The following is a 21,136-nucleotide window of genomic DNA, read 5'->3' as shown; positions in this document are numbered from 1 at the left end:
TTAGACTGACATGCTCATCAGGTCATTGAATCCGGAAGCGACTTTATTGCGTACCTGCACCAGCGCGGAAAACGATAACGATGCCTGCTGGCTGGCGATCATCGCCCCCGCCAGGTCGTCGCTTTTCCCCATCTCAATGGCCGTTTGTTTTTGTTCCGCAACCTGCTGGAACCGATCAACATGATTCAGCGCCCCTTGCATAACGCGGTCGAACGAAACCGGAGATGATGCCTGCTGGGCGTTAACCTGCATCGGTGAAAGGACGGGCGCTTGCGCGACCGCGTTCATCTGCTGCATGTCCTGCATCATTTGCGTCTGCATCGTACTGGCTGGGGCTATCGTATTTATGCTCATGACCTACTCTTAAAATTAGAAAAGCGTTCTCGGTACCACAGACTGATTCAGGAAAAGATCTCTATTCCCTGTTTTCGCATTGATGCCAGACGATAACGAAGCGCACGTGGGGTGATTCCTAATAAATCAGCGATTTTGGTTTTATTACCCTGATATTTGCGCATCAGGTCAGCGATATATTGATACTGCGCGCTACGACCATGCTGGCCCAGATTGGCGCTGGTGGTGATTTGCGCGCTGGGTTTAGGTTGCCATTGCGGCTCGCTCCAGGAATCGGACTCAATAGATGGCAGACCTAACGTATCTGGATAAATAACGCCATCACGATTAAGGATCATTCCTCGTTGAATCGCGTTCTCCAGTTGGCGTACGTTACCCGGCCACGCATAGCTGAGTAATGCCCGGCGTGACGATTCAGAAAGCTTGATATTTTTTACCAGCACCGTGGAGTATTTTTTAATAAAGGATTCCGCCAATGGGATAATATCTTCCATACGCTCGCGCAAGGGCGGCATCGTCAACGGAATCACTGACATGCGATAATAGAGATCTTCTCTGAAGCGTCCTGCCGCAACCTCTTCTTCAAGGTTTTTATTGGTGCAGGCAATTAAACGAAAATTTAATTTGATGAGACGGTTACTGCCTAAACGCTCAACCTGTTGTTCCTGTAATACGCGCAGTATCTTGGCCTGTAGCGCCAACGGCATATCACCGATCTCATCCAGCAACAATGTACCGTTATTAGCTAATTCCATCTTTCCCGGTACGGTGGCCACTGCCCCGGTAAACGCCCCTTTATCATAACCAAAGAGCGTGGCTTCCAGCATATTTTCAGGAATAGCAGCGCAATTCACACCGATATAAGGCGCCGACGCCTCCTGTGCAAATGCAATCGAGTGGATAAATTTGGCGATACATTCTTTACCCGTACCGGTTTCGCCATGGATAAGTACTGGAACATTAAAAGCAGCAATACGTCTTGCCATTGAAAAAACGTTAATGCTGGAGACTGCTTCGGCAATAAGTTCAAACATGATTATTTACACTTAGAAGTAAAGTTAACATCCGTTACGAGAAATATACAAATCATTCCAAAGCACAATCATCGAATAATAGATATCACCCGTGCCATGTCTTAATCCCATCCTTGCTCATGTTTTACCGCCCTTTCACAGGGCAGCCCTATCGGAGACTATTTTCAAATAGGGTTTTTCCTAAAAAAAATACTATCACCGGTATCATTAACAATCTTAAATTAAAAGATAATAAAAATATTATTCCTTGAAAAACAATCAACTACAAGAAAATCCGCATGAAAAACAGACAACAAGATAACCCTACGCAGCAACAGACTGTAGGCGGGCAACATCACGGATATGTAATTAATTATTTTTTAATTATAGTTCATCACCATTAATAACTTGCAGAAGGGAGGGGTAAAATATCTAATATCCAGCCCTGGATCAGTGAAGAGCCCAGGTACTGCATTTCATATCTAATGGACTTCAACACTATGAGAATAGCGTCAAGGATGAGTAATAAATTAAATGGATTTGTATTTTCTTTGATAACCGCGGGATTTGATATCAACTCATCCGCCCCAGAAATTACAGCTGAGAAAGCGTACCATGCTGAAATATAGTCAAACGCCCGGAATCTTTAAACTTGAAGGAAACCGGCTTGGACGTCCATATCATCGTCTGCCGACTATGTTTACGGGAAGTTTTGATACAATTGAATCACATCTTGGAAACTATTTCCTGAAAAAACACCGCACAAATATAACACTAAAAAAAATACAGTGTGAGATGGATGTTATCAATAAAAGTGCGGAGTTATTAGTTTCTCAGGTTGGGCATCTGGCCTTTGATATCGACCGCGCATTATTGTTAATGTTATTAGGTAACTTTTATGGTCTGGCATCATCTCTCGCCGACGAGAAGTCGCAGGATGATTTACCAACCAAAACGGAAATCCGCTTGCGAAGCAGACTGGCGCAGGATATTTGCAATATCATTTTTAATAAAAATATATCTGGTATTCCACTGACGCTCAAACCCGACAGCAGCACCATACAAACCCACTGGGCTTATCAGCTTACATTTGTATTAGGTGATGATGAGAATTGCAGTTTCCGCATCTTACTGGACGATTCGCATACCGATTATATTCTGAATTTGATTCGCCGTAGCGAGCATGGAGAGAAAAAAAAGCAGATTGATAAAGCCAGCGCTGAAACGCGTAAAAAAACGCTGATCAAAGAAATCATTCATACGCTGCCGCTAACCATGAACGTGAAGATTGCAGAAATTCCTCTGAATGTTGCCGACCTGACGACGATTAAACCCGGCGATATTTTACCGATTGCGATGCCTGATACTTTCCCTGTTTATATCGGGAAATCCGAATTATTTAATGCCCTGATCGTAGAGGATAAAGACAAACTGTTTTTGTCCGAATTAACGAGCAAGACGGAGAAATCCTATGAGTAAGCCAGAAGATATTTTAGAGCAAGGCTTCGAGTTAGCCCCCGAAGCAACTACGCCACCCGCGCCGTCTGTCACTGAAAAGCTGGTAGCGCGTTTAGAAGACCGTTTTTCCGAGTCGATGTCATTACTCAAACGTATTCCAGTCACGCTAACGCTGGAAGTCTCCTCCGTGGAGGTGATGCTGGCCGATCTGCTAAACATTGATGATGACACCGTCATCGAGATGGATAAACTCGCCGGTGAACCGCTGGATATTAAGGTCAATAATATCCTGCTAGGTAAGGCTGAAGTGGTTGTGGTCAACGAAAAATATGGCCTGCGCGTCCTTGAATTCAACACGCATGAAATTAACGACCTGGCACCATGAAACGCGCGCCAACACTCACGCTCTTACTGGGTATCTCGTTACTCATCCTTTCTCCCTTTGCCTGCGCGCAAGGGGGAGATATCCCGTTGCTGAATGTGGTTTCACACGGAAATAGCCAGGAATACAGCGTAAAAATCCAGGTCCTGATCCTGATGACCCTGGTGGGTATTCTGCCTACCCTGGTGCTGATGATGACCTGTTTTACCCGTTTTATTATTGTTCTTTCCCTGCTGCGTCAGGCATTAGGGCTGCAGCAAACGCCGCCGAACCGCATACTGATTGGCATTGCCCTGTCGTTAACCATGCTGGTGATGCGCCCAATCTGGATCAACATTTACGATCATGCCGTAGTCCCTTTTGAAAACGATCAAATCACGCTCCCCGACGCCCTGAGTACAGCCGCTTCGCCATTGAAACGTTTTATGTTGGCGCAAACCAATAAAAAAGCAATTGCGCAGATAATGACGATCGCCAACGCGAAAGGGAATGCAGTCGATCAGGATCTTTCTATTATCGTTCCCGCCTATGTGCTAAGCGAACTCAAAACCGCCTTCCAGATAGGTTTTATGATTTACATTCCGTTCCTCGTGATCGATCTGATCGTCGCCAGCGTACTGATGGCGATGGGGATGATGATGCTGTCACCGCTGATCGTTTCGCTGCCCTTTAAGCTGATGCTGTTTGTGCTTATTGATGGCTGGGCGCTGACCGTTGGTACGCTGACCTCCAGCATTCGCGGTCTGGGACTGGGCTAACGGAGAGCTGACATGCTAACCATTGATGTAGCCGCAGACATCGTCGCCAGCGGTATAAAAGTCGTGATCATTTTAGTCTGCGTGTTAGTCGTTCCCAGCCTGCTGGTCGGTATGTTGGTCAGCATTTTTCAGGCTGTGACGCAGATTAACGAACAAACGCTTAGTTTTTTACCCAGGCTGATCGTCACCCTCGCGGTATTGGGTATTTGCGGAAAATGGATGATCGTCCAGTTGAGCGATCTCTGCGTGCATCTGTTCTCTCAGGCCGCCATTCTGGTGCACTGACATGCGCGAAACAGATATTACACAGTTAAGTAATCTGATACTGGGCATGTGGTTTCCCTTCGTGCGCATTATGGCGTTTATTCACTACGCGCCGGTACTGGATAATGCCGCGCTGACTATACGTATACGCATTATTTTGTCCCTGGCGTTGGCCTTTATCATTACGCCGCTTATCCCCCACCCGGTACCCACCAGCCTGCTGTCGATCAACAGCATTATTTTGACCGCAGAGCAGTTTCTGTGGGGAATGCTTTTCGGCCTGATGCTGCAGTTTTTATTTTTAGCGCTACAACTGGCGGGCCAAATCCTCTCTTTTAATATGGGGATGAGCATGGCGGTGATGAACGACCCCAGCAGCGGCGCGTCAACGACGGTGCTGGCGGAAATGATCAACATCTACGCGGTGATACTGTTTTTTGCCATGGACGGGCATCTGCTGCTGGTGAGTATTTTATTTAAAGGCTTTACTTACTGGCCGATTGGCAATGCGTTGCATCCGCAATCTCTGCGCACGATTTCTCTGGCGCTGGGCTGGGTATTCGCCGCCGCCACGCTGCTGGCGCTGCCGACGACCTTTATCATGCTGATTGTTCAGGGCTGCTTTGGTCTGCTAAACCGTATTGCACCACCGCTCAACCTGTACTCATTAGGTTTTCCCATCAACATGCTGGCGGGTCTGTTCTGCTTTGCAACCCTGCTTTACAACCTGCCCGACCACTATTTGCACCTGGCGAATTTCGTCTTACAGCAGCTTGACGCGTTGAAGGGACACTATGGCGGATAGCAGTAGCGAAGAAAAAACAGAAAAACCCTCGGCGCAAAAACTTCGCAAGGCCAGACAAGAGGGACAAATACCGCGTTCAAAAGATATGGGGCTTGCCGCCAGTCTGTTTGCCGCATTTATGGTGATCTCCAGCAGCTTTCCCTGGTACGAAGATTTCGTGCGCGAAAGCTTTACCAGCGTGCATCAGTACGCGCAGAACATTAATGACCCGGACATCATCGGTCAGTTCCTTGAACACCATCTGCTGATTCTGGGGAAATTCATCCTGACGCTGTTACCCATGCCGGTTGCCGCGCTATTTGCCTCACTGGTTCCGGGAGGCTGGCTATTCCTGCCGAAAAAAATATTGCCGGACTTTAGCAAATTAAGCCCGATCAAAGGGATTGGTCGCCTGTTTTCCACCGACCATCTGGTGGATACCGGCAAGATGACGCTCAAAGCGATAGTGCTGCTGGTGATGCTATGGATCAGCGTACGCAATAACGTTGCCGAATTTCTCGGCTTACAAGAGCTTCATTTCAAACAGGCCGTCAGCGATGGTCTGGCGCTGTACAGCAGCATCATGCGCAACTTTGTCATCCTGTTTGTTTTCTTTGCGTTGATCGATGTCCCTCTGGCGAAAAAAATGTTCACCAAAGGGCTGAAAATGACGAAACAGGAAGTGAAGGAAGAGTATAAAAATCAGGAAGGTAAACCCGAGGTTAAGGCCAGAATTCGTCGCCTGCAACGGCAAATGGCGATGGGGCAAATTCGTAAAGTTGTGCCAAAAGCCGATGTGGTAATCACCAACCCAACCCACTATGCCGTGGCGCTACAATACGACCAGTCACGCGCCGCCGCGCCTTTCGTGGTTGCCAAAGGCACCGATGAAATCGCGCTGTATATCCGGCAGGTAGCGGCAGAAAGCAATATTGAAGTCGTTGAGTTTCCTAAGCTGGCACGCTCCGTTTATTACACCACCCAGGTGAATCAACAGATCCCATTTCAACTGTATCGGGCGATTGCACACGTCCTGACCTATGTACTGCAAATGAAGCACTGGCGTGACGGTTCACAAGCACGTCCTTCGCTGAACAGACATATTTCCATTCCAAAAGAGGTTCTTAAACTGGATGCCGAAAACAACTAAACAATTCCTGGCGCTGCTGCGTAACGGTAACATCGGCATTCCGCTGGTTATACTGTGTATCCTGGCCATGGTGATCCTGCCGTTACCACCGGCCCTGCTGGATATTCTGTTCACCTTTAACATCGTGCTGGCGGTAATGGTGCTGTTAGTGGCCGTTTCTGCAAAACGCCCGCTCGAATTCAGCTTGTTCCCGACCATTCTGCTGATCACCACCCTGATGCGATTGACGCTGAACGTGGCGTCAACGCGCGTGGTATTACTGCACGGTCACATGGGCGCAGGCGCTGCCGGTAAGGTGATTGAGTCCTTCGGTCAGGTGGTGATCGGCGGTAACTTTGTCGTTGGTTTCGTGGTGTTCATCATTCTGATGATCATTAACTTTATCGTGGTGACCAAAGGCGCGGAGCGTATCTCCGAAGTTTCTGCTCGTTTTACGCTTGACGCCATGCCCGGTAAGCAGATGGCGATCGACGCCGATCTGAATGCAGGACTGATTAATCAGGCGCAGGCGCAAGCGCGACGTAAAGACGTGGCGGGCGAAGCGGATTTCTATGGCGCGATGGATGGTGCGTCAAAGTTTGTGCGCGGCGATGCCATCGCCGGGATGATGATCCTGGCTATCAACCTGATCGGCGGCGTCTGTATCGGGATCTTTAAATACGATTTAAGCGCCGAAGCCGCATTCCAGCAATACGTACTGATGACCATCGGTGACGGTCTGGTCGCCCAGCTCCCTTCTCTGCTGTTGTCGACAGCGGCAGCGATCATCGTCACTCGCGTAAGCGACAGCGGCGATATTGCCACAGACGTGCGTAGCCAACTACTGGCCAGCCCCTCGGTGCTGTATACCGCCACCAGCATTATGTTTGTGTTGGCTGTGGTGCCGGGGATGCCGCATTTCCCCTTCCTGATTTTCAGCGCCCTGCTGGGATTCACCGCCTGGCGCATGAGCAAGCGCCCCAAGGTTGCGGAGACCGAAGAGAAAAATCTCGAAACGCTGACCAAAACCATCGCAGAAACCACCGAGCAGCAGGTCAGTTGGGAAACCATCCCTTTAATTGAACCTATCAGCCTGAGTCTGGGATACAAGCTGGTGTCGTTGGTCGATAAATCCAAAGGGAATCCGCTCACTCAGCGTATTCGCGGTGTGCGGCAGGTGATCTCAGACAGCAACGGCGTGTTGTTACCGGAAATTCGCATTCGCGAAAACTTCCGCCTCAAACCGACCCAGTACGCGATTTTTATCAATGGGATCAAGGCCGATGAGGCCGACATTCCCGCAGATAAGCTGATGGCGCTGCCCTCCAGTGAAACCTATGGCGAGATCGACGGTGTTTTAGGCCACGATCCGGCCTACGGTATGCCGGTCACCTGGATTGTTCCGGCGCAAAAAGCTAAAGCGTTAAATATGGGGTATCAGGTTATCGATAGCGCCAGCGTTATTGCGACGCATGTGAATAAGATCATTCGCAACTATATTCCAGAGCTGTTTAATTACGATGACATTACGCAGTTGCATAACCGTCTCTCTTCTATGGCGCCGCGTCTGGCGGAAGATTTGAGCGCAGCGCTGAATTACAGCCAACTGTTGAAAGTGTACCGGGCGCTGCTTATCGAAGGCGTGTCATTGCGCGATATCGTCACCATAGCCACCGTACTGGTCGCCAGTAGCGCTGTGACCAAAGATCATATTCTGTTAACGGCGGATGTGCGTCTGGCGCTACGTCGCAGCATTACCCATCCGTTTGTGCGTAAAGATGAGCTGGCGGTATATACGCTGAATAGTGACCTGGAGAATCTGCTGGCGAATGTGGTGAATCAGGCTCAGCAAAGTGGAAAAGTGGTGCTGGATAGCGTGCCGGTCGATCCCAATATGCTGAATCAGTTTCAGACCAATATGCCGCAGATAAAAGAGCAGATGAAAGCGGCGGGGAAAGAGCCAGTGCTATTGGTCGCGCCGCAGTTACGTCCTCTGCTCGCGCGCTATGCGCGCCTGTTTGCCCCGGGCCTACAGGTGTTGTCTTATAACGAAGTTCCGGATGAGCTGGAATTAAAGATCATGGGGGCGTTGAGTTAACGCCTGGCGAGGCGGTGTGATTGCACCGCCTTTTGATTACAGAATCGTATTTTCCGTAAGAATACGACGGGCGCCAAGATAATGATCCTGCCAGAAGTCATCGGATAAATTGCTTACCCGAATGGTTTCTCCCGTCCGCGGTGATTCAATAAATTGCCCCTGCCCCAAATAGACGCCCATATGATCGGCAATATCCCGGCTGTGAATATGAAAGAACACTAAATCACCACGGCGAAGATCGCGGTTAGAGACAATCGTTGCCCGTCGGTAGTGATACATTTCATTCGCCGTACGGGGCAATTTTGCCGCCAGGATTTTGTTGTAGGCATAAAAAATCAGCCCGCTACAGTCAAACCCTTCATCCGGACTGGTGCCTCCCCACAAATAGGGTTTACCTAGCTGTTGCTCAAGTCGGTGAATAGCCACTTCGGTGATATTGTGCAGATGATCGCTACTGAGAAAATGGTCATTCTCAGCCAGTTCCTGCCAGCGATGATCGCTGGCTTTTAGCGGGCCCGGGAACCACTCAGGGTGCTGTTTAATCAGCGCCCGGTTCTGCTGGCGCAGCGCGCGTTTACTTTCTGCGTTGCCTTCCACGACGTAGCTTGCCTGTTTTTTTACCTGTGCGTGATACAGTTTCAGTAGCCGGGCGCGGTTACGCATACGTAATTGCGCCGCATAGCTTAACTGGGCGTCAGATAAGTGGGGCTGAACTTTGGCGACAGACGGTAATGACAGCACAACACACAAAGACAACAGGCCCGGCAAGAAGCAACGGGGTGCAGAGACAAAAAGCATGAAAAGAAGAATACCTGGTCAAACACGTTCGCCGCAGTCTAGCGCTATTGCCCGTCATTCCTGTTTAATATTCGATTATTAAATAATTAATATTTTAAATTCAACACATTAGGCATTCTTTATTAATAAGACGAAATGCAGAGGGGTGGTCAGCAAAATAGGCCCGTGTCTGACAGCCTTTAAGCGCAATTTTTCGTATAAAGAAAAACTAAAGTGTAAACGCCGCACGAGAGACTTGCGAAAAACTCTCTTGGTGCTAATGTGAGCGCTCCAGATCCAGATTTATCCGATTTGGGGACTCTTTTTGCCGTCCTGGCGTGTGTAATCGTTTTATCAAGGAATAAGCAGTATGCGTAAAATCGCATTTTTTCTTGCGATGCTTTTATTGCCGTGCGTTTCATTTGCTGGTTTGCTGAGCAGCAGCAGCCCGACCACGCCTGTCAGCAAAGAATATAAGCAGCAGTTGATGGGCTCCCCTGTCTATATCCAGATCTTCAAAGAAGAGCGAACGCTCGATCTGTACGTCAAGATGGGCGAACAGTATCAATTGCTCGACAGTTATAAGATCTGCAATTATTCCGGCGGTTTAGGGCCGAAACAGCGTCAGGGTGATTTCAAAAGCCCGGAAGGTTTTTACAGCGTACAACGCGGACAGCTCAAACCGGATAGCCGCTTCTATAAAGCGATTAACATCGGTTTCCCTAACGCCTACGACCGTGCACACGGTTATGAAGGTAAATACCTGATGATCCACGGCGCCTGCGTTTCCGTCGGCTGCTATGCGATGACCGACAACGGTATTGATGAGATTTTCCAGTTTGTCACCGGCGCTCTGGTGTTCGGGCAATCCAGCGTACAGGTTAGCATTTACCCGTTCCGCATGACCGATGCCAACATGCAGCGCCATAAGTTCTCGTATTACAAAGATTTCTGGGCCCAGTTAAAGCCAGGATACGATTACTTTGAACAAACGCGGAAGCCACCGACCGTTTCCGTCGTCGATGGCCGTTACGTTATCAGCAAGCCGTTGAGTCACGAAGTCGTTCAACCGCAGCTGGCATCAAACTACTCGCTCCCCGAGACAAAATAATGCCCATTCGCCTGGCATAATCTTTTGCCAGGTTTCATTGCCGGTTAACGGCTGAGTGGCAATCACGGTGACCACATCATTGGGTGTGGTCTCTGAGCTAAAATCAATTTCCACATCCTGATCCAGCAGCGTCGCTACGCCAAATGGCGCTCGACGTGTGATCCAAAACAGGTTGGTCGAGCAGAAAGCCATCACATAACGACCGTCAGACAACAGCATGTTGAAGACGCCCTTCTCCCGCAGTTCTCCTGCCAGCACCGCGATATATTTAAACACCGCTGTCATATTACCTGGCGTGCGTGGATAACGCTCTGTCAGCTTGTGCAGCAGCCAGCAGAAGGCTTTTTCGCTGTCAGTTTCACCGACCGGGCGGAAATTACCGGTCTCCAGCGATTTATAACCGCTGAGCTGTCCGTTATGGGCATACGTCCAGTTACGTCCCCATAGTTCACGGGTAAATGGATGGGTATTTTCCAGCGCCACTTCCCCACGATTCGCCTGACGAATGTGGGCAATCACGGAACAGGATTTGATGGGATAGTCTTGTACCAGTTTGGCGATAGGCGAATTAAAGCTGGGTTGCGGATCTTTAAACGTACGGCAACCCTTACCCTCATAAAACGTAATACCCCAGCCGTCTTTGTGCGGCCCGGTCCCTCCGCCGCGCTGAACCAGCCCGGTGAAGCTAAAGCAGATATCGGTTGGCACATTGGCGCTCATCCCGAGCAGTTCGCACATACATCACCTACCTTAAAACCGTGAACTGCCTGATGGCGCTGCGCTTATCAGGCCTACGTGGAGCTCATGTAGGCCGGATAAGGCTTCAGCCGCCATCCGGCAATCGCCTTCTTATGATTTAACCATCTCTTTTTCGATCAGTTGAATCAGGATATGGATCACTTTGATATGAATTTCCTGAATACGATCAGCGTAGCCAAAGTGCGGCACACGAATTTCGATATCCGCGCTGCCCGCCATCTTGCCGCCATCTTTACCGGTCAGGGTGATGACTTTCATCCCCTTCTCACGCGCTGCGGCAATCGCTTTAATCACGTTACCAGAGTTACCCGAAGTAGAGATGCCTAACAGGACATCGCCCTCGCGTCCCACGGCTTCAACGTAACGGGAGAACACATAATCGTAACCGAAATCGTTGCTGACGCAGGAGATGTGGCTAACGTCAGAGATAGCGATAGCCGGATAACCTGGGCGGTTTTCACGATAGCGCCCGGTCAGCTCTTCGGCGAAGTGCATCGCATCGCAATGGGAACCGCCGTTACCGCAAGAAAGTACCTTACCACCGGCTTTAAAGCTGTCTGCCAACAGGACCGCCGCGCGCTGAATGGCGTGAATATTGGCGTCATCTTTAAGAAAATTAGCCAGCGTTTCCGCCGCTTCGCTCAGTTCGTTACGAATAAGATCCTGGTACATGAGGATATCCTTCAGCATGAATGTAAATGACAGGATGCAGTGTACCGGATAGCGCTACCAGCGAGAAGTACAAGCCACAGGAATGGCCGCGGCTTTTGATTTTTTGTGCCGGTTAAAACACCAACAATGTGAGCTTTGTTGTAATTATTTTGTAAACACATTGCTAAAAGAATTTACATCCACTACAACCATATCATCACAAGTGGTCAGACCTCCTACAAGCAAGGGAGCTTTTCGTTATGATGATTTTGAGTATTATCGCTACGGTTGTTCTGCTCGGCGTATTGTTCTATCACCGCGTGAGCTTATTCCTCAGCAGCTTAATTTTGCTCGCCTGGACGGCTGCGCTTGGCGTGGCTGGTCTGTGGTCAGTCTGGCTGCTGGTTCCTCTGGCCATTATTCTCGTACCGTTTAACTTGACGCCGATGCGCAAATCCATGATCTCTGCGCCGGTGTTCCGCGGTTTCCGTAAAGTCATGCCGCCCATGTCGCGTACAGAGAAAGAGGCGATTGATGCCGGTACAACCTGGTGGGAAGGCGACCTGTTCCAGGGGAAACCAGACTGGAAAAAACTGCATAACTATCCTCAGCCGCATCTGACAGCTGAAGAACAAGCGTTTATTGATGGTCCGGTGGAAGAAGCATGCCGCATGGCGAATGACTTCCAGATCACCCACGAACTCGCGGACCTGCCGCCGGAACTGTGGGCGTATCTGAAAGAACACCGCTTCTTTGCGATGATCATTAAGAAAGAGTACGGCGGGCTGGAATTCTCCGCGTATGCTCAGGCTCGCGTATTGCAGAAACTCTCCGGCGTCTCCGGGATCCTCGCGATCACCGTCGGCGTACCTAACTCATTAGGCCCAGGCGAACTGCTGCAGCATTACGGCACCGAAGAGCAGAAGAATCATTACCTGCCGCGTCTGGCACGCGGTCAGGAGATCCCATGTTTCGCTCTGACCAGCCCGGAAGCAGGCTCCGACGCAGGCGCGATCCCCGATACCGGCGTGGTTTGTATGGGCGACTGGCAGGGCCAGCAGGTGCTGGGGATGCGCCTGACCTGGAACAAACGTTATATCACGTTGGCGCCTATCGCTACCGTACTGGGTCTGGCATTTAAACTCTCCGACCCGGAAAAACTGCTGGGTGGGGAAGAAGATCTCGGCATTACCTGTGCGCTGATCCCAACCTCAACGCCGGGCGTACAGATTGGCCGTCGCCACTTCCCGCTTAACGTGCCATTCCAGAACGGTCCGACGCTGGGCAAAGATGTCTTCGTGCCGATTGATTACATTATCGGTGGCCCAAAAATGGCCGGTCAGGGCTGGCGTATGCTGGTGGAATGTTTGTCTGTGGGGCGCGGTATTACCCTGCCGTCTAACTCCACGGGCGGCGTGAAGTCGGTCGCAATGGCAACCGGCGCGTATGCGCATATTCGTCGCCAGTTCAAAATCTCTATCGGCAAGATGGAAGGTATTGAAGAGCCGTTGGCGCGTATTGCCGGTAACGCCTACGTAATGGATGCTGCGGCGTCGCTGATTACCTACGGCATTATGCTGGGTGAAAAACCGGCGGTACTGTCGGCTATCGTGAAGTATCACTGTACTCACCGTGGACAGCAATCAATCATCGATGCCATGGATATTACTGGCGGTAAAGGCATCATGCTTGGCGAAAGCAACTTCCTCGCCCGTGCTTATCAGGGGGCGCCTATCGCCATTACCGTTGAAGGCGCTAACATTCTGACCCGTAGCATGATGATCTTCGGTCAGGGTGCGATTCGTTGCCATCCGTATGTGCTGGAAGAGATGGCTGCAGCGCAGAATAACGATGTGAATGCGTTCGATAAGTTGCTGTTCAAACATATCGGTCACGTTGGCAGCAATAAAGTACGCAGTTTCTGGCTGGGCCTGACGCGTGGCTTAACCAGCAGCACGCCAACCGCCGATGCGACCAAACGTTACTATCAGCACCTGAACCGTCTGAGCGCCAACCTGGCACTGCTTTCGGATGTGTCCATGGCCGTTCTGGGTGGTAGCCTGAAGCGTCGTGAGCGTATCTCGGCGCGACTGGGGGATGTGTTAAGTCAGCTGTACCTGGCCTCCGCGGTGCTGAAGCGTTATGACGATGAAGGCCGTAATGAAGCCGACCTGCCGTTGGTTCACTGGGGCGTCCAGGATGCGTTGTACAAAGCCGAACAGGCGATGGACGATCTGCTGAAAAACTTCCCGAACCGTTTGGTTGCCGGTTTGCTGAGTGTGGTTATCTTCCCAACCGGTCGCCACTATCATGCACCGTCCGACAAGCTGGATCATAAGGTCGCGAAGATTTTGCAGGTTCCGAGCGCCACCCGTTCTCGCCTTGGTCGCGGTCAATACCTGACGCCAAGCGAGCATAACCCGGTCGGTTTGCTGGAAGAGGCTCTGCTGGACGTGATTGCAGCCGACCCTATCCACCAGCGGATCTGCAAAGAGTTGGGTAAAAACCTGCCGTTTACCCGCCTGGACGAACTGGCGCATAACGCGCTGGCCAAAGGGTTGATTGATAAAGACGAAGCCGCGATTTTGGTGAAAGCCGAAGCGAGCCGTCTGCGCAGCATTAACGTGGATGACTTCGAACCCGAGGAGCTGGCGACGCAGCCGGTAAAGCTGCCAGAGAAAGTGCGTAAAGTCGAAGCGGCATAACGACACACGCATAACATTTAGCCCCGCTTAATGCGGGGCTTTTTATTGCCACATTTTCGTTAAAGCTCATGCTACAGTGTCAAAATGTTGTTCAACGAGGAGCCTCGATCGTGCCTGGTTTGAAAATTACTCTGCTGCAACAACCGTTGATTTGGATGGATGGCCCGGCCAACCTGCGCCATTTCGACCGACAACTGGAAACCGTCACCGGACGTGATGTGATTGTGTTGCCCGAGATGTTTACCAGCGGATTTGCGATGGAAGCAGCAAACAAATCGCTGCCGCAGGAAGAGGTCGTAAGCTGGATGCGCGCCAAAGCGCAACAGACGAACGCCCTGATCGCGGGCAGTGCCGCGATTCACTCCGAACGCGGTGCGGTTAACCGCTTTTTTCTGGTCGAGCCTGAAGGTAATGTGCATTTCTATGACAAACGTCATCTGTTCCGCATGGCGGATGAACATCAGCATTACCAGGCGGGAGACGCGCGCGTTATTTTTGCATGGCGCGGCTGGCGCATTCTGCCGTTAATCTGTTATGACCTGCGTTTTCCGGTGTGGTCGCGCAACCGTAACGATTACGACCTCGCTTTGTATGTGGCTAACTGGCCCGCGCCGCGTTCGCTGCACTGGCAGGTTCTGCTCACTGCACGGGCGATTGAGAATCAGGCGTATGTAGCAGGATGTAACCGTGTAGGAACTGACGGTAACGGTCATCATTATCGCGGTGACAGCCGGGTGATAAATCCACAGGGTGAGATTATTGCCACCGCCGAGCCGCATCAGGCCACGCGCATTGACGCTGACCTGTCGCTCTCGGCGCTGCGTGAGTATCGCGAAAAGTTTCCCGCCTGGCAGGACGCCGACCCGTTTGCGCTGTAGATATCGCCTCTCCTCCCGCTGCGCAACATTTTTGCATAGCGGGATTGTTGCACTCCGTAACCAACCGCAAAACAAATTCGCGTGGCGACATGCTTCAGGCAACGTATTCTGCAAGGGATAATCACTCGTAACCGGCGAGTGTCTGACAATGTTAATAATTCCTTTATCAGGATTTCAATAATGAAGAACTTCGTTCGCATGACTTTGCTGGCTGCAACCGTAGCTGGCGCTTCTTTTAGCACGTTTGCAGCAAATGTATCCAACGTTCCCGCCCCAGCTCAGGACCCGGTAGTCCAGCACCTTAAGCTGACCACCGACCAGGTTGCTCAGATCAAAAAACTGCACCAGCAGCTTGAAACCAACGTTAGCCAGATTTCAGTGAAAGATGTCAAAGACGGCGCATTGATTGACGTTATCAAGTCCGGGAAATGGGATGAAACCGCCGTCAAGAAGCAACTTTCCGCGTTCAGCAATATCGAACAACAAGCGCGTTATTATCGCGTGAAATACTACTTTGACCTGAACAAAGTGCTGACTCCGGAACAGCGCCAGCAGGTACAGAAAGATATCGCGCAGACGCTGAGCGAGTAATCCCCAGGGCCTGAATCAGCAATGATTCAGGCTTTTCGGCACAATCTCCTGCTCAAAAAAGAAGCCCTGTACAGCATCTGCGCCGCTCATACGGCAGATGGCGTAATCCTGCGCGCTTTCTACTCCCTCGATCACCACCCGCTCTCCCAGCCCGCGAAATTGATTGACCAGTACCCGCAACTGCCACTCCGATGATCTGAACTGATGAAACATCCCGCTTTCAATTTTAATGGCATCAAAACGGATGCCAGACAGTCGCCAGACAAAAAACAGCTCAGGCGAAACGTCATCCAGCCACACACGAAACCCATGACGCACCAGGGTTTTTATGGCGATGCATACCGCCTGCTGCTCTGCCTTTTCCAGACGCATCATGGTCGCGGGATCCTGAATTTCAATAACAATCCGCCCCTGATGCGCCTGCCTGGTGAGTCGCGAGATCCACGACAGACAGGTCAGCATCCTGACGGATAAATTCAGCGAATAGCTTCCTGGAAGTACGAGCACCCGCTGCATTTGCCACATAAACAGCTGCTGTTTCGCGCTGACAGAAAGATGCTTGAAAAAAAGATCCAGCGGGAGCGGCGTGCGCACCTGGCTTAACACCTCACGGACATCCAGTGATGCATCATCAAAAAAATGAATGCGCTGCAAACGGATCCCGGAGATCCGCAGCAGTTCGGCATTACGGGGAAGCTCTGGTACATATTGAGCCTGTTCGCTGAGTCTGTTCATATCATTCCATTTTTTGATTAAAAGGACGTCGTGCATCCTGTAACCAGGAGATACGGCGATCGTTCGGGTAGATCAGGTAAAAGCGCGTCGCCAGACGGTGCGCCTGGTTCAGGTCGCGCTGCTGTAACGCCAGCAAGATTTGCGTGAAGGAGATATTCGGGTCCGGGTGAACACGCACATAGTCAGGCGCCCAGCGGCGAACCAACTCCAGCCAGCGAGCATCCCGGGTACGTTGATACCGTTGCAGGTATCCCATCTGGAGATCAAACCGGTAGCGTGTGGCAAGCAACCAGCCGCCCACCGGGAGCGATTCGGCAAGTTGCCACTGTGTTGACTGCCGTTCCGCCAGCGTCAGTTGCTGTTGCGTCTGTAGCGTGAGAAGCAACAAGGGAGTGGCTGTCAGAAACGAGATAAATGCCAGCCCACGAATCAACGACGTCGCCGGGCGCGTCAGACTTGTCCCTTTTAGCGCGCCATCTGCGCAACGAAGCAGCAGGATCAGCAATAACCAGTGTGGCGTTGACTGCCTGACCGGGTATTCCGTCAACATATGGATAACCACCGGCAACGCCGCCACCAGGCAGGCACGACGCCAGCGATTTCCGTGCAGCCAGAGCCATAACCCACCCGCAATAAAACACAGCGCGCCCGCCAGCCCAACCAGACCGCCCTCCACCAACCACAGCACCAGTTCATTATGTGGATGCGAGATGCTGCTCAGCCCCAATGGCCCCGCTCGTTCGAGAAAAACAGCAGCGAAACTGCCCACGCCCCATCCCATCCACGGCCGTTCAGCAAATAATGCCAGTGACGTTTTCAGCACCGTCCAGCGCACATGAGAAGTCGTTAAATGATCTACCGTGGCAACGGACAAAAAATGGCGAGCGGCCGCGCCTGCCGCCATACCTAACGCCAGTGGCAACAGAAGTAGCAACAACGTGCGGCGTTGTGCAGGGAACACCGCCAGCAGCAACACTTCGCCGACCGCCAGAGACAAAAAGCCGGTTTGCGACTGGGATTCATGCAGCACAAATCCCATCATCACCAGAGCAATTCCGATAACAATTCGGTATCTGCCGCCCAGGCGTAAAAAGAGCAGCGCTGACAGCAACACGCCGCACGCCGTGAAACTGGCCAGCAGATTGACCTGCTGAAAAATACCGTAGGGCCGCGTGCCACGCCGCCAGGCAAACTCCCAGTAATCAACGCCCGGCCAATGCCAGTACTGATAGACAAACGCCACGCATTCGATGACGCATGCCCCCCATAACAGGGCCAGCAATGCCGTGCGAACGTTTACCGTAAGTGGAATTTGCAATGTCACCAGATAGACAAGCACTCCACCCAGTAGCGCCCCCATCACCAACAGCGCCTCGGACCGCCAGACGCCCGGCGTCAGCAGACAAAGCAGCGTCAGGATGATCGCGCCCAACGTAAATCCCATGGCAGGTACAGTGATGCGCCAGCGTCGGCGAGGCAGTAGCATCGTTACGCTTGCAGCCAATACCGCAGCGTAGATCCAACTGGTAATATTAAGCGGCAACGACAGACCGCTGCCGCCGTTATTCAGCCAGTAGAAGTGCATGATCCCGCACCAGAAAAACAGGCTGACAATCAGCAATAATTTCTGACCAGGCAGCGGCGCAATACGATTCAATGCGTTCATCATGCTACTGGTAATTCAACGTCCAGGTCCCGCTGGCGCTGAACGGACCGTATTCAAGGGACTGGTTTTTTATCGCCGACGGCTCTGCCGCGACCCACGCCAAAAAATTCAGCGTCATCGATCCTTCAGTAATCTCTGTAACTGATGTACTTTCATCAAGCCGGATTGCCGTGCCATCGTCTTCGCTCATCCCAATCCCGATCCCCGACGCCCCGCCCTGCTCGCTGCTATCCAGCGCCAGATGATCGGTAAGCTCCGCATCTTCCTTGCCGCTGAAGGTGACCGAGATCCCACGGAAGACCTCCGGGTTGCAGTCGCGTAGCTGGATGCTGAATTTTTCCGGCTTACTGCGCCCCGAGAGATAGAGATCCTGCGTCGCGATTTGCCCGAAATCGACCTCGATTTTGTCGCCGCCGGGCGCCAGGCTGCAGGCCAGCGCTCTGATGGTGCCGTGAAAATACATATCGCCGCCGACCAGTTTGGTGTCAGCCTGAACTGTTGCGCCAAACAGCAGCGTACTCACCGCGATTAACGTTCTGAAAGTCATGGTATTACCCTACTGAAACTGCGCGACAACGGTGGCAGAGGCTTCAAACTCGCCTTCCTTAACGCTCCCCACGCCCGGCTTTGCCACCGGTGCGGCAGTGAGATTCCAGTCGCCCTGATTCTGGTAAAAACCCTTCACGTTGTAGAACTGATTGGGCACTACGGTGCCGCCGCTCTCGTCTTTAATCATAATGCCGAGATCGTCGCGCTTCTGTCCGCCACTCAACGTACCGAGAAGATGATCGTTAAACCCAGCCGTACCTGACGCCGTGGTGGTTTGTACACCTAAATTGATGTTCAGCGCGCCCTGATCGAAGCTGCCGCCTTCACAGACCACATGTATCGGGATCGACTTGCTGTAATTGGTGCCGTTGAGCTTTGCAGCGGATCCGGGCAGATCGCCAAACTCAATGCTGATTTTGTCTCCCCGATTGAAGGTGCATTTATCCGGCACGGTAATGAGCCCGGATTTAATGACCACGCGTGAAATCGCCGTGGTTGGCGTAGGTCCCGCACCGCCCATGCGCCCGGCAACCTCCACCAGCGACTGAGAAGTGATATTGATGCCATTGATAATGGGTTTAGTGACAATAAACGTCACTTTCCCTTTTGAACCACTTTCAACGTTCGTGGCGCGCGTGTAGCCCTTACGCTTTTTACAGCTGTTGTTACTGTTGCGATTTGAAACGTTGGTAAACGGCGCCTGGACGTATTTGTTATAACGTCCGGCAACCCACACCTGAACTTCCACATCCAGATACTCGTTTAACCGAAAACGGTTCGCCCCCTGATTTGAAGGCGGCATGGTGGTCGTGGTGGTGTAATAAATTGGCTCCCGAGAGATATCGGCCTGTTCGCAATAAAAATTCACCACATACCAACTGCCCAGATTCCAGGTAAAAGGCTCCGTTCTGCCGCCTACATGGTTTTTGCTGACATCCAGCGAGCTCAGTTCAATATCGTACTGATGCGGCGACCCGCCCTCCGGCTCACCTTCCCCCTGAGTAAATGCCTGCCCGGCCAGCGGACAGCCAGCCAGGGCGACCCACAGCAGCGCTTTGTGCAATACGCTCATAGATACTCCAGCTTAAGTCTGACCAGACCGTTAAATTCGCCAGCGGTCACCTCCGGGCCAAAAGATTCCAGCGCGGCAAGAAAGTGAATCGCGTTATCGCCCGGTTTGAGGATCCACATGCGTTGCGGTTGATTCAGGTGAATCAACTGGTTGCGTTCGGTCAGTAGCCGAATGCCCGCACCACGCACATCGCCGCGAATACGCCCCAGATCGCTGTTTTCCGGCGCACCCTCGGCCATCAGCGTCATCGAAACGCCACGTTCCACCGTGCTATGCGCCAGCTCCGGCATTTCGCTGGTCTGTCCGGGAAAATCCCTTAAGGTATGGCCAGAGCCTTTTAAGCAGCCATTCAGGTTCAGCGTCACTAATACCGGATCGCTGCGATCGCCGCTCTGGCGAAAGCGGCTGGCGGAAATATCACCCAGATCGATGGTCTGATCGCGTGAAGCCATATCCAGCACGCACGGCGAAACGAATACCCGACCGTGAAAGCGGACGTTGCCATACTCGCCAGAAACGTTGCTCATATCCTGGCGGCCGCTAGTGGCCTGAACCGGGCAGGCCATACCAGCCATCAGCAGAGCGCAAAGCATCTTTTTCATTTACGAGTCCTTTACCGGGGCTGTTGCTCCATCGGCAATGCTTTACACACATTGCCTGTGCAGCTGAATTTCAATTCAGGGTGACCGCCAAAATCGTTCACATACATCATGCTGAACTGGCTGACGCTGCCGTCGGTAACGCTGAAATCAAGCGAGGATTTTGGTGAAACCATAACCCCGGGGAAGTCAGTCAGCCTGCCGCCGCCCTGCGCTTCCGGCTTACGGCTTAAACCGATTAAGGTGACGAAGTATGGCGTTGGGTTATCCACGGTCCAGCGTAGACCCTGCTTGTGAAAGACCAGTTGGTTTTGCCACACCGCGCCCGGCGTTTCCGGCACGATGGCGGTCGGCCGGTAGAACAATTTGATGCGCGACTGCATCGCCAGTTGCAGCACGTTCGGCTTATCAGGCTTAGGTGGAATCTCACGCACATTCAGGTAGAACAGACTTTCTCGATCCTGAGGCAGCGTATTAATCCCGCTGGTTTTCGTCACGCGGGCAATGCCTTTTTGCCCACCGTTAATTCGCTGCAGCGGCGGTAAGACCATCAGCGGCGAGGTAACTTTTGTTCCGTTGGCATCTTCCACCCACGACTGGGCCAAAAACGGAATGCTCGGGCTGGTATTGGTTAAGTTCGCACTGACAGAGCGCGCATCGCCGGTGATGATCATCCGGGTACGGTCGAGCGCAATGCCCGCCCAGGAAGCGTTGATCTCTGCAATAAAAAGCAGGCCACAAGCCACGGGTTTGAGCCAACGCTGCACGGAGTAAAAAGCTTGATTTTTCATGACAAAATTCAT

At 51.8% G+C, this 21,136-nt stretch carries 22 protein-coding genes; 11 read left to right on the top strand and 11 right to left on the bottom strand.

All coding sequences use genetic code 11. The features are described from left to right. The gene (locus FOB24_RS06585) at nucleotides 1-354 is read right to left on the bottom strand and encodes a flagellar hook-basal body complex protein FliE (RefSeq protein WP_150344683.1); all 354 of its coding nucleotides are present in this window, start codon (nucleotides 352-354) and stop codon (nucleotides 1-3) included. Between the two features lie 47 nt (nucleotides 355-401). After that, nucleotides 402-1,388, bottom strand: a complete 987-nt coding sequence (locus tag FOB24_RS06580) for a sigma-54 interaction domain-containing protein (RefSeq protein ID WP_137346865.1) — start codon at nucleotides 1,386-1,388, stop codon at nucleotides 402-404. A 594-nt stretch (nucleotides 1,389-1,982) separates the two neighbouring features. Between FOB24_RS06580 and FOB24_RS06575 the strand changes: the two genes are divergently transcribed. The 7 genes from FOB24_RS06575 to FOB24_RS06545 are packed head-to-tail and all read left to right on the top strand — an operon-like array spanning nucleotide 1,983 to nucleotide 8,240. Next, entirely contained in the window at nucleotides 1,983-2,846 is an 864-nt protein-coding gene (locus FOB24_RS06575; protein WP_150344682.1) for a FliM/FliN family flagellar motor switch protein, read from the top strand. Next, the gene (locus tag FOB24_RS06570; RefSeq protein WP_003838856.1) at nucleotides 2,839-3,210 is read left to right on the top strand and encodes a FliM/FliN family flagellar motor switch protein; all 372 of its coding nucleotides are present in this window, start codon (nucleotides 2,839-2,841) and stop codon (nucleotides 3,208-3,210) included. Before FOB24_RS06575 ends, FOB24_RS06570 begins: the two co-directional genes overlap by 8 nt. Beyond that, the gene (gene fliP, locus FOB24_RS06565; RefSeq protein ID WP_038637565.1) at nucleotides 3,207-3,965 is read left to right on the top strand and encodes a flagellar type III secretion system pore protein FliP; all 759 of its coding nucleotides are present in this window, start codon (nucleotides 3,207-3,209) and stop codon (nucleotides 3,963-3,965) included. Before FOB24_RS06570 ends, fliP begins: the two co-directional genes overlap by 4 nt. Nucleotides 3,966-3,977: 12 nt before the next feature. Continuing rightward, nucleotides 3,978-4,250 carry a flagellar biosynthetic protein FliQ gene (locus tag FOB24_RS06560; RefSeq protein WP_038637561.1) on the top strand — a complete coding sequence of 91 codons (273 nt, stop codon included), beginning with the start codon at nucleotides 3,978-3,980 and terminating at the stop codon, nucleotides 4,248-4,250. Nucleotide 4,251: 1 nt separating this feature from the next. Further along, the gene (locus tag FOB24_RS06555; RefSeq protein ID WP_038637559.1) at nucleotides 4,252-5,034 is read left to right on the top strand and encodes a flagellar biosynthetic protein FliR; all 783 of its coding nucleotides are present in this window, start codon (nucleotides 4,252-4,254) and stop codon (nucleotides 5,032-5,034) included. Continuing rightward, nucleotides 5,024-6,163, top strand: coding sequence for a flagellar biosynthesis protein FlhB (gene flhB, locus FOB24_RS06550; protein ID WP_137346863.1), 1,140 nt, complete (start codon nucleotides 5,024-5,026; stop codon nucleotides 6,161-6,163). The genes FOB24_RS06555 and flhB overlap by 11 nt, the downstream gene beginning before the upstream one ends. Further along, nucleotides 6,147-8,240: a flagellar biosynthesis protein FlhA gene (locus FOB24_RS06545; RefSeq protein WP_150344681.1), complete on the top strand. Its 2,094-nt coding sequence runs from the start codon at nucleotides 6,147-6,149 to the stop codon at nucleotides 8,238-8,240. The genes flhB and FOB24_RS06545 overlap by 17 nt, the downstream gene beginning before the upstream one ends. Before the next feature lie 36 nt (nucleotides 8,241-8,276). Here the strand turns inward: FOB24_RS06545 and FOB24_RS06540 are convergent, their stop codons facing one another. Continuing rightward, entirely contained in the window at nucleotides 8,277-9,038 is a 762-nt protein-coding gene (locus FOB24_RS06540; protein WP_121528619.1) for a C40 family peptidase, read from the bottom strand. Nucleotides 9,039-9,387: 349 nt separating this feature from the next. Here FOB24_RS06540 and dpaA point away from each other — a divergent pair, with 349 nt between their 5' ends. Further along, nucleotides 9,388-10,128: a peptidoglycan meso-diaminopimelic acid protein amidase gene (gene dpaA / locus FOB24_RS06535; protein ID WP_038637546.1), complete on the top strand. Its 741-nt coding sequence runs from the start codon at nucleotides 9,388-9,390 to the stop codon at nucleotides 10,126-10,128. On the opposite strand, the gene FOB24_RS06530 is transcribed toward dpaA, so the two are convergent. Both FOB24_RS06530 and lpcA read right to left on the bottom strand, forming a co-directional pair. Beyond that, nucleotides 10,099-10,866, bottom strand: coding sequence for a class II glutamine amidotransferase (locus FOB24_RS06530; protein WP_038637544.1), 768 nt, complete (start codon nucleotides 10,864-10,866; stop codon nucleotides 10,099-10,101). The genes dpaA and FOB24_RS06530 overlap by 30 nt on opposite strands. Nucleotides 10,867-10,977: 111 nt before the next feature. Next, nucleotides 10,978-11,559, bottom strand: a complete 582-nt coding sequence (lpcA, locus tag FOB24_RS06525; protein ID WP_016149592.1) for a D-sedoheptulose 7-phosphate isomerase — start codon at nucleotides 11,557-11,559, stop codon at nucleotides 10,978-10,980. A 239-nt stretch (nucleotides 11,560-11,798) separates the two neighbouring features. On the opposite strand from lpcA, the gene fadE reads away from it, so the two are divergent. The 3 genes from fadE to FOB24_RS06510 all read left to right on the top strand — a co-directional run bounded on the left by fadE (nucleotide 11,799) and on the right by FOB24_RS06510 (nucleotide 15,712). After that, nucleotides 11,799-14,243, top strand: coding sequence for an acyl-CoA dehydrogenase FadE (fadE, locus tag FOB24_RS06520; protein WP_038637538.1), 2,445 nt, complete (start codon nucleotides 11,799-11,801; stop codon nucleotides 14,241-14,243). Between the two features lie 110 nt (nucleotides 14,244-14,353). After that, nucleotides 14,354-15,121, top strand: coding sequence for an amidohydrolase (locus FOB24_RS06515; protein WP_085047752.1), 768 nt, complete (start codon nucleotides 14,354-14,356; stop codon nucleotides 15,119-15,121). 180 nt (nucleotides 15,122-15,301) lie between these two features. Further along, nucleotides 15,302-15,712: a Spy/CpxP family protein refolding chaperone gene (locus tag FOB24_RS06510; RefSeq protein WP_038637532.1), complete on the top strand. Its 411-nt coding sequence runs from the start codon at nucleotides 15,302-15,304 to the stop codon at nucleotides 15,710-15,712. Nucleotides 15,713-15,727: 15 nt separating this feature from the next. Here the strand turns inward: FOB24_RS06510 and FOB24_RS06505 are convergent, their stop codons facing one another. Genes FOB24_RS06505 through FOB24_RS06480 form a run of 6 tightly spaced genes read right to left on the bottom strand, consistent with a single transcriptional unit; the run spans nucleotide 15,728 to nucleotide 21,124 of the window. Continuing rightward, nucleotides 15,728-16,447 (bottom strand): EAL domain-containing protein, encoded by a 720-nt coding sequence (locus tag FOB24_RS06505; RefSeq protein WP_038637529.1) that lies wholly within the window; start codon nucleotides 16,445-16,447, stop codon nucleotides 15,728-15,730. A 1-nt stretch (nucleotide 16,448) separates the two neighbouring features. After that, complete coding sequence (locus FOB24_RS06500; RefSeq protein ID WP_150344680.1) at nucleotides 16,449-18,116, bottom strand: O-antigen ligase family protein; 1,668 nt, start codon at nucleotides 18,114-18,116, stop codon at nucleotides 16,449-16,451. A gap of 1 nt (nucleotide 18,117) precedes the next feature. Further along, nucleotides 18,118-18,660, bottom strand: coding sequence for a fimbrial protein (locus FOB24_RS06495; RefSeq protein ID WP_038637520.1), 543 nt, complete (start codon nucleotides 18,658-18,660; stop codon nucleotides 18,118-18,120). A gap of 9 nt (nucleotides 18,661-18,669) precedes the next feature. Beyond that, a complete protein-coding gene (locus FOB24_RS06490) occupies nucleotides 18,670-19,734 on the bottom strand; it encodes a fimbrial protein (protein ID WP_085047754.1) in 1,065 nt (354 codons plus the stop codon). Beyond that, a complete protein-coding gene (locus tag FOB24_RS06485; protein WP_087856502.1) occupies nucleotides 19,731-20,336 on the bottom strand; it encodes a fimbrial protein in 606 nt (201 codons plus the stop codon). Before FOB24_RS06485 ends, FOB24_RS06490 begins: the two co-directional genes overlap by 4 nt. Nucleotides 20,337-20,347: 11 nt before the next feature. Beyond that, the gene (locus FOB24_RS06480; protein ID WP_087856503.1) at nucleotides 20,348-21,124 is read right to left on the bottom strand and encodes a fimbrial biogenesis chaperone; all 777 of its coding nucleotides are present in this window, start codon (nucleotides 21,122-21,124) and stop codon (nucleotides 20,348-20,350) included. Between the last annotated feature and the right edge of the window lie 12 nt (nucleotides 21,125-21,136).

Source organism: Citrobacter werkmanii (assembly GCF_008693645.1).
GTDB classification, from domain to species: domain Bacteria; phylum Pseudomonadota; class Gammaproteobacteria; order Enterobacterales; family Enterobacteriaceae; genus Citrobacter; species Citrobacter werkmanii.
Note: the sequence above shows the minus strand (reverse complement) of the source record. Positions and strands in the feature narration are given on the sequence as shown.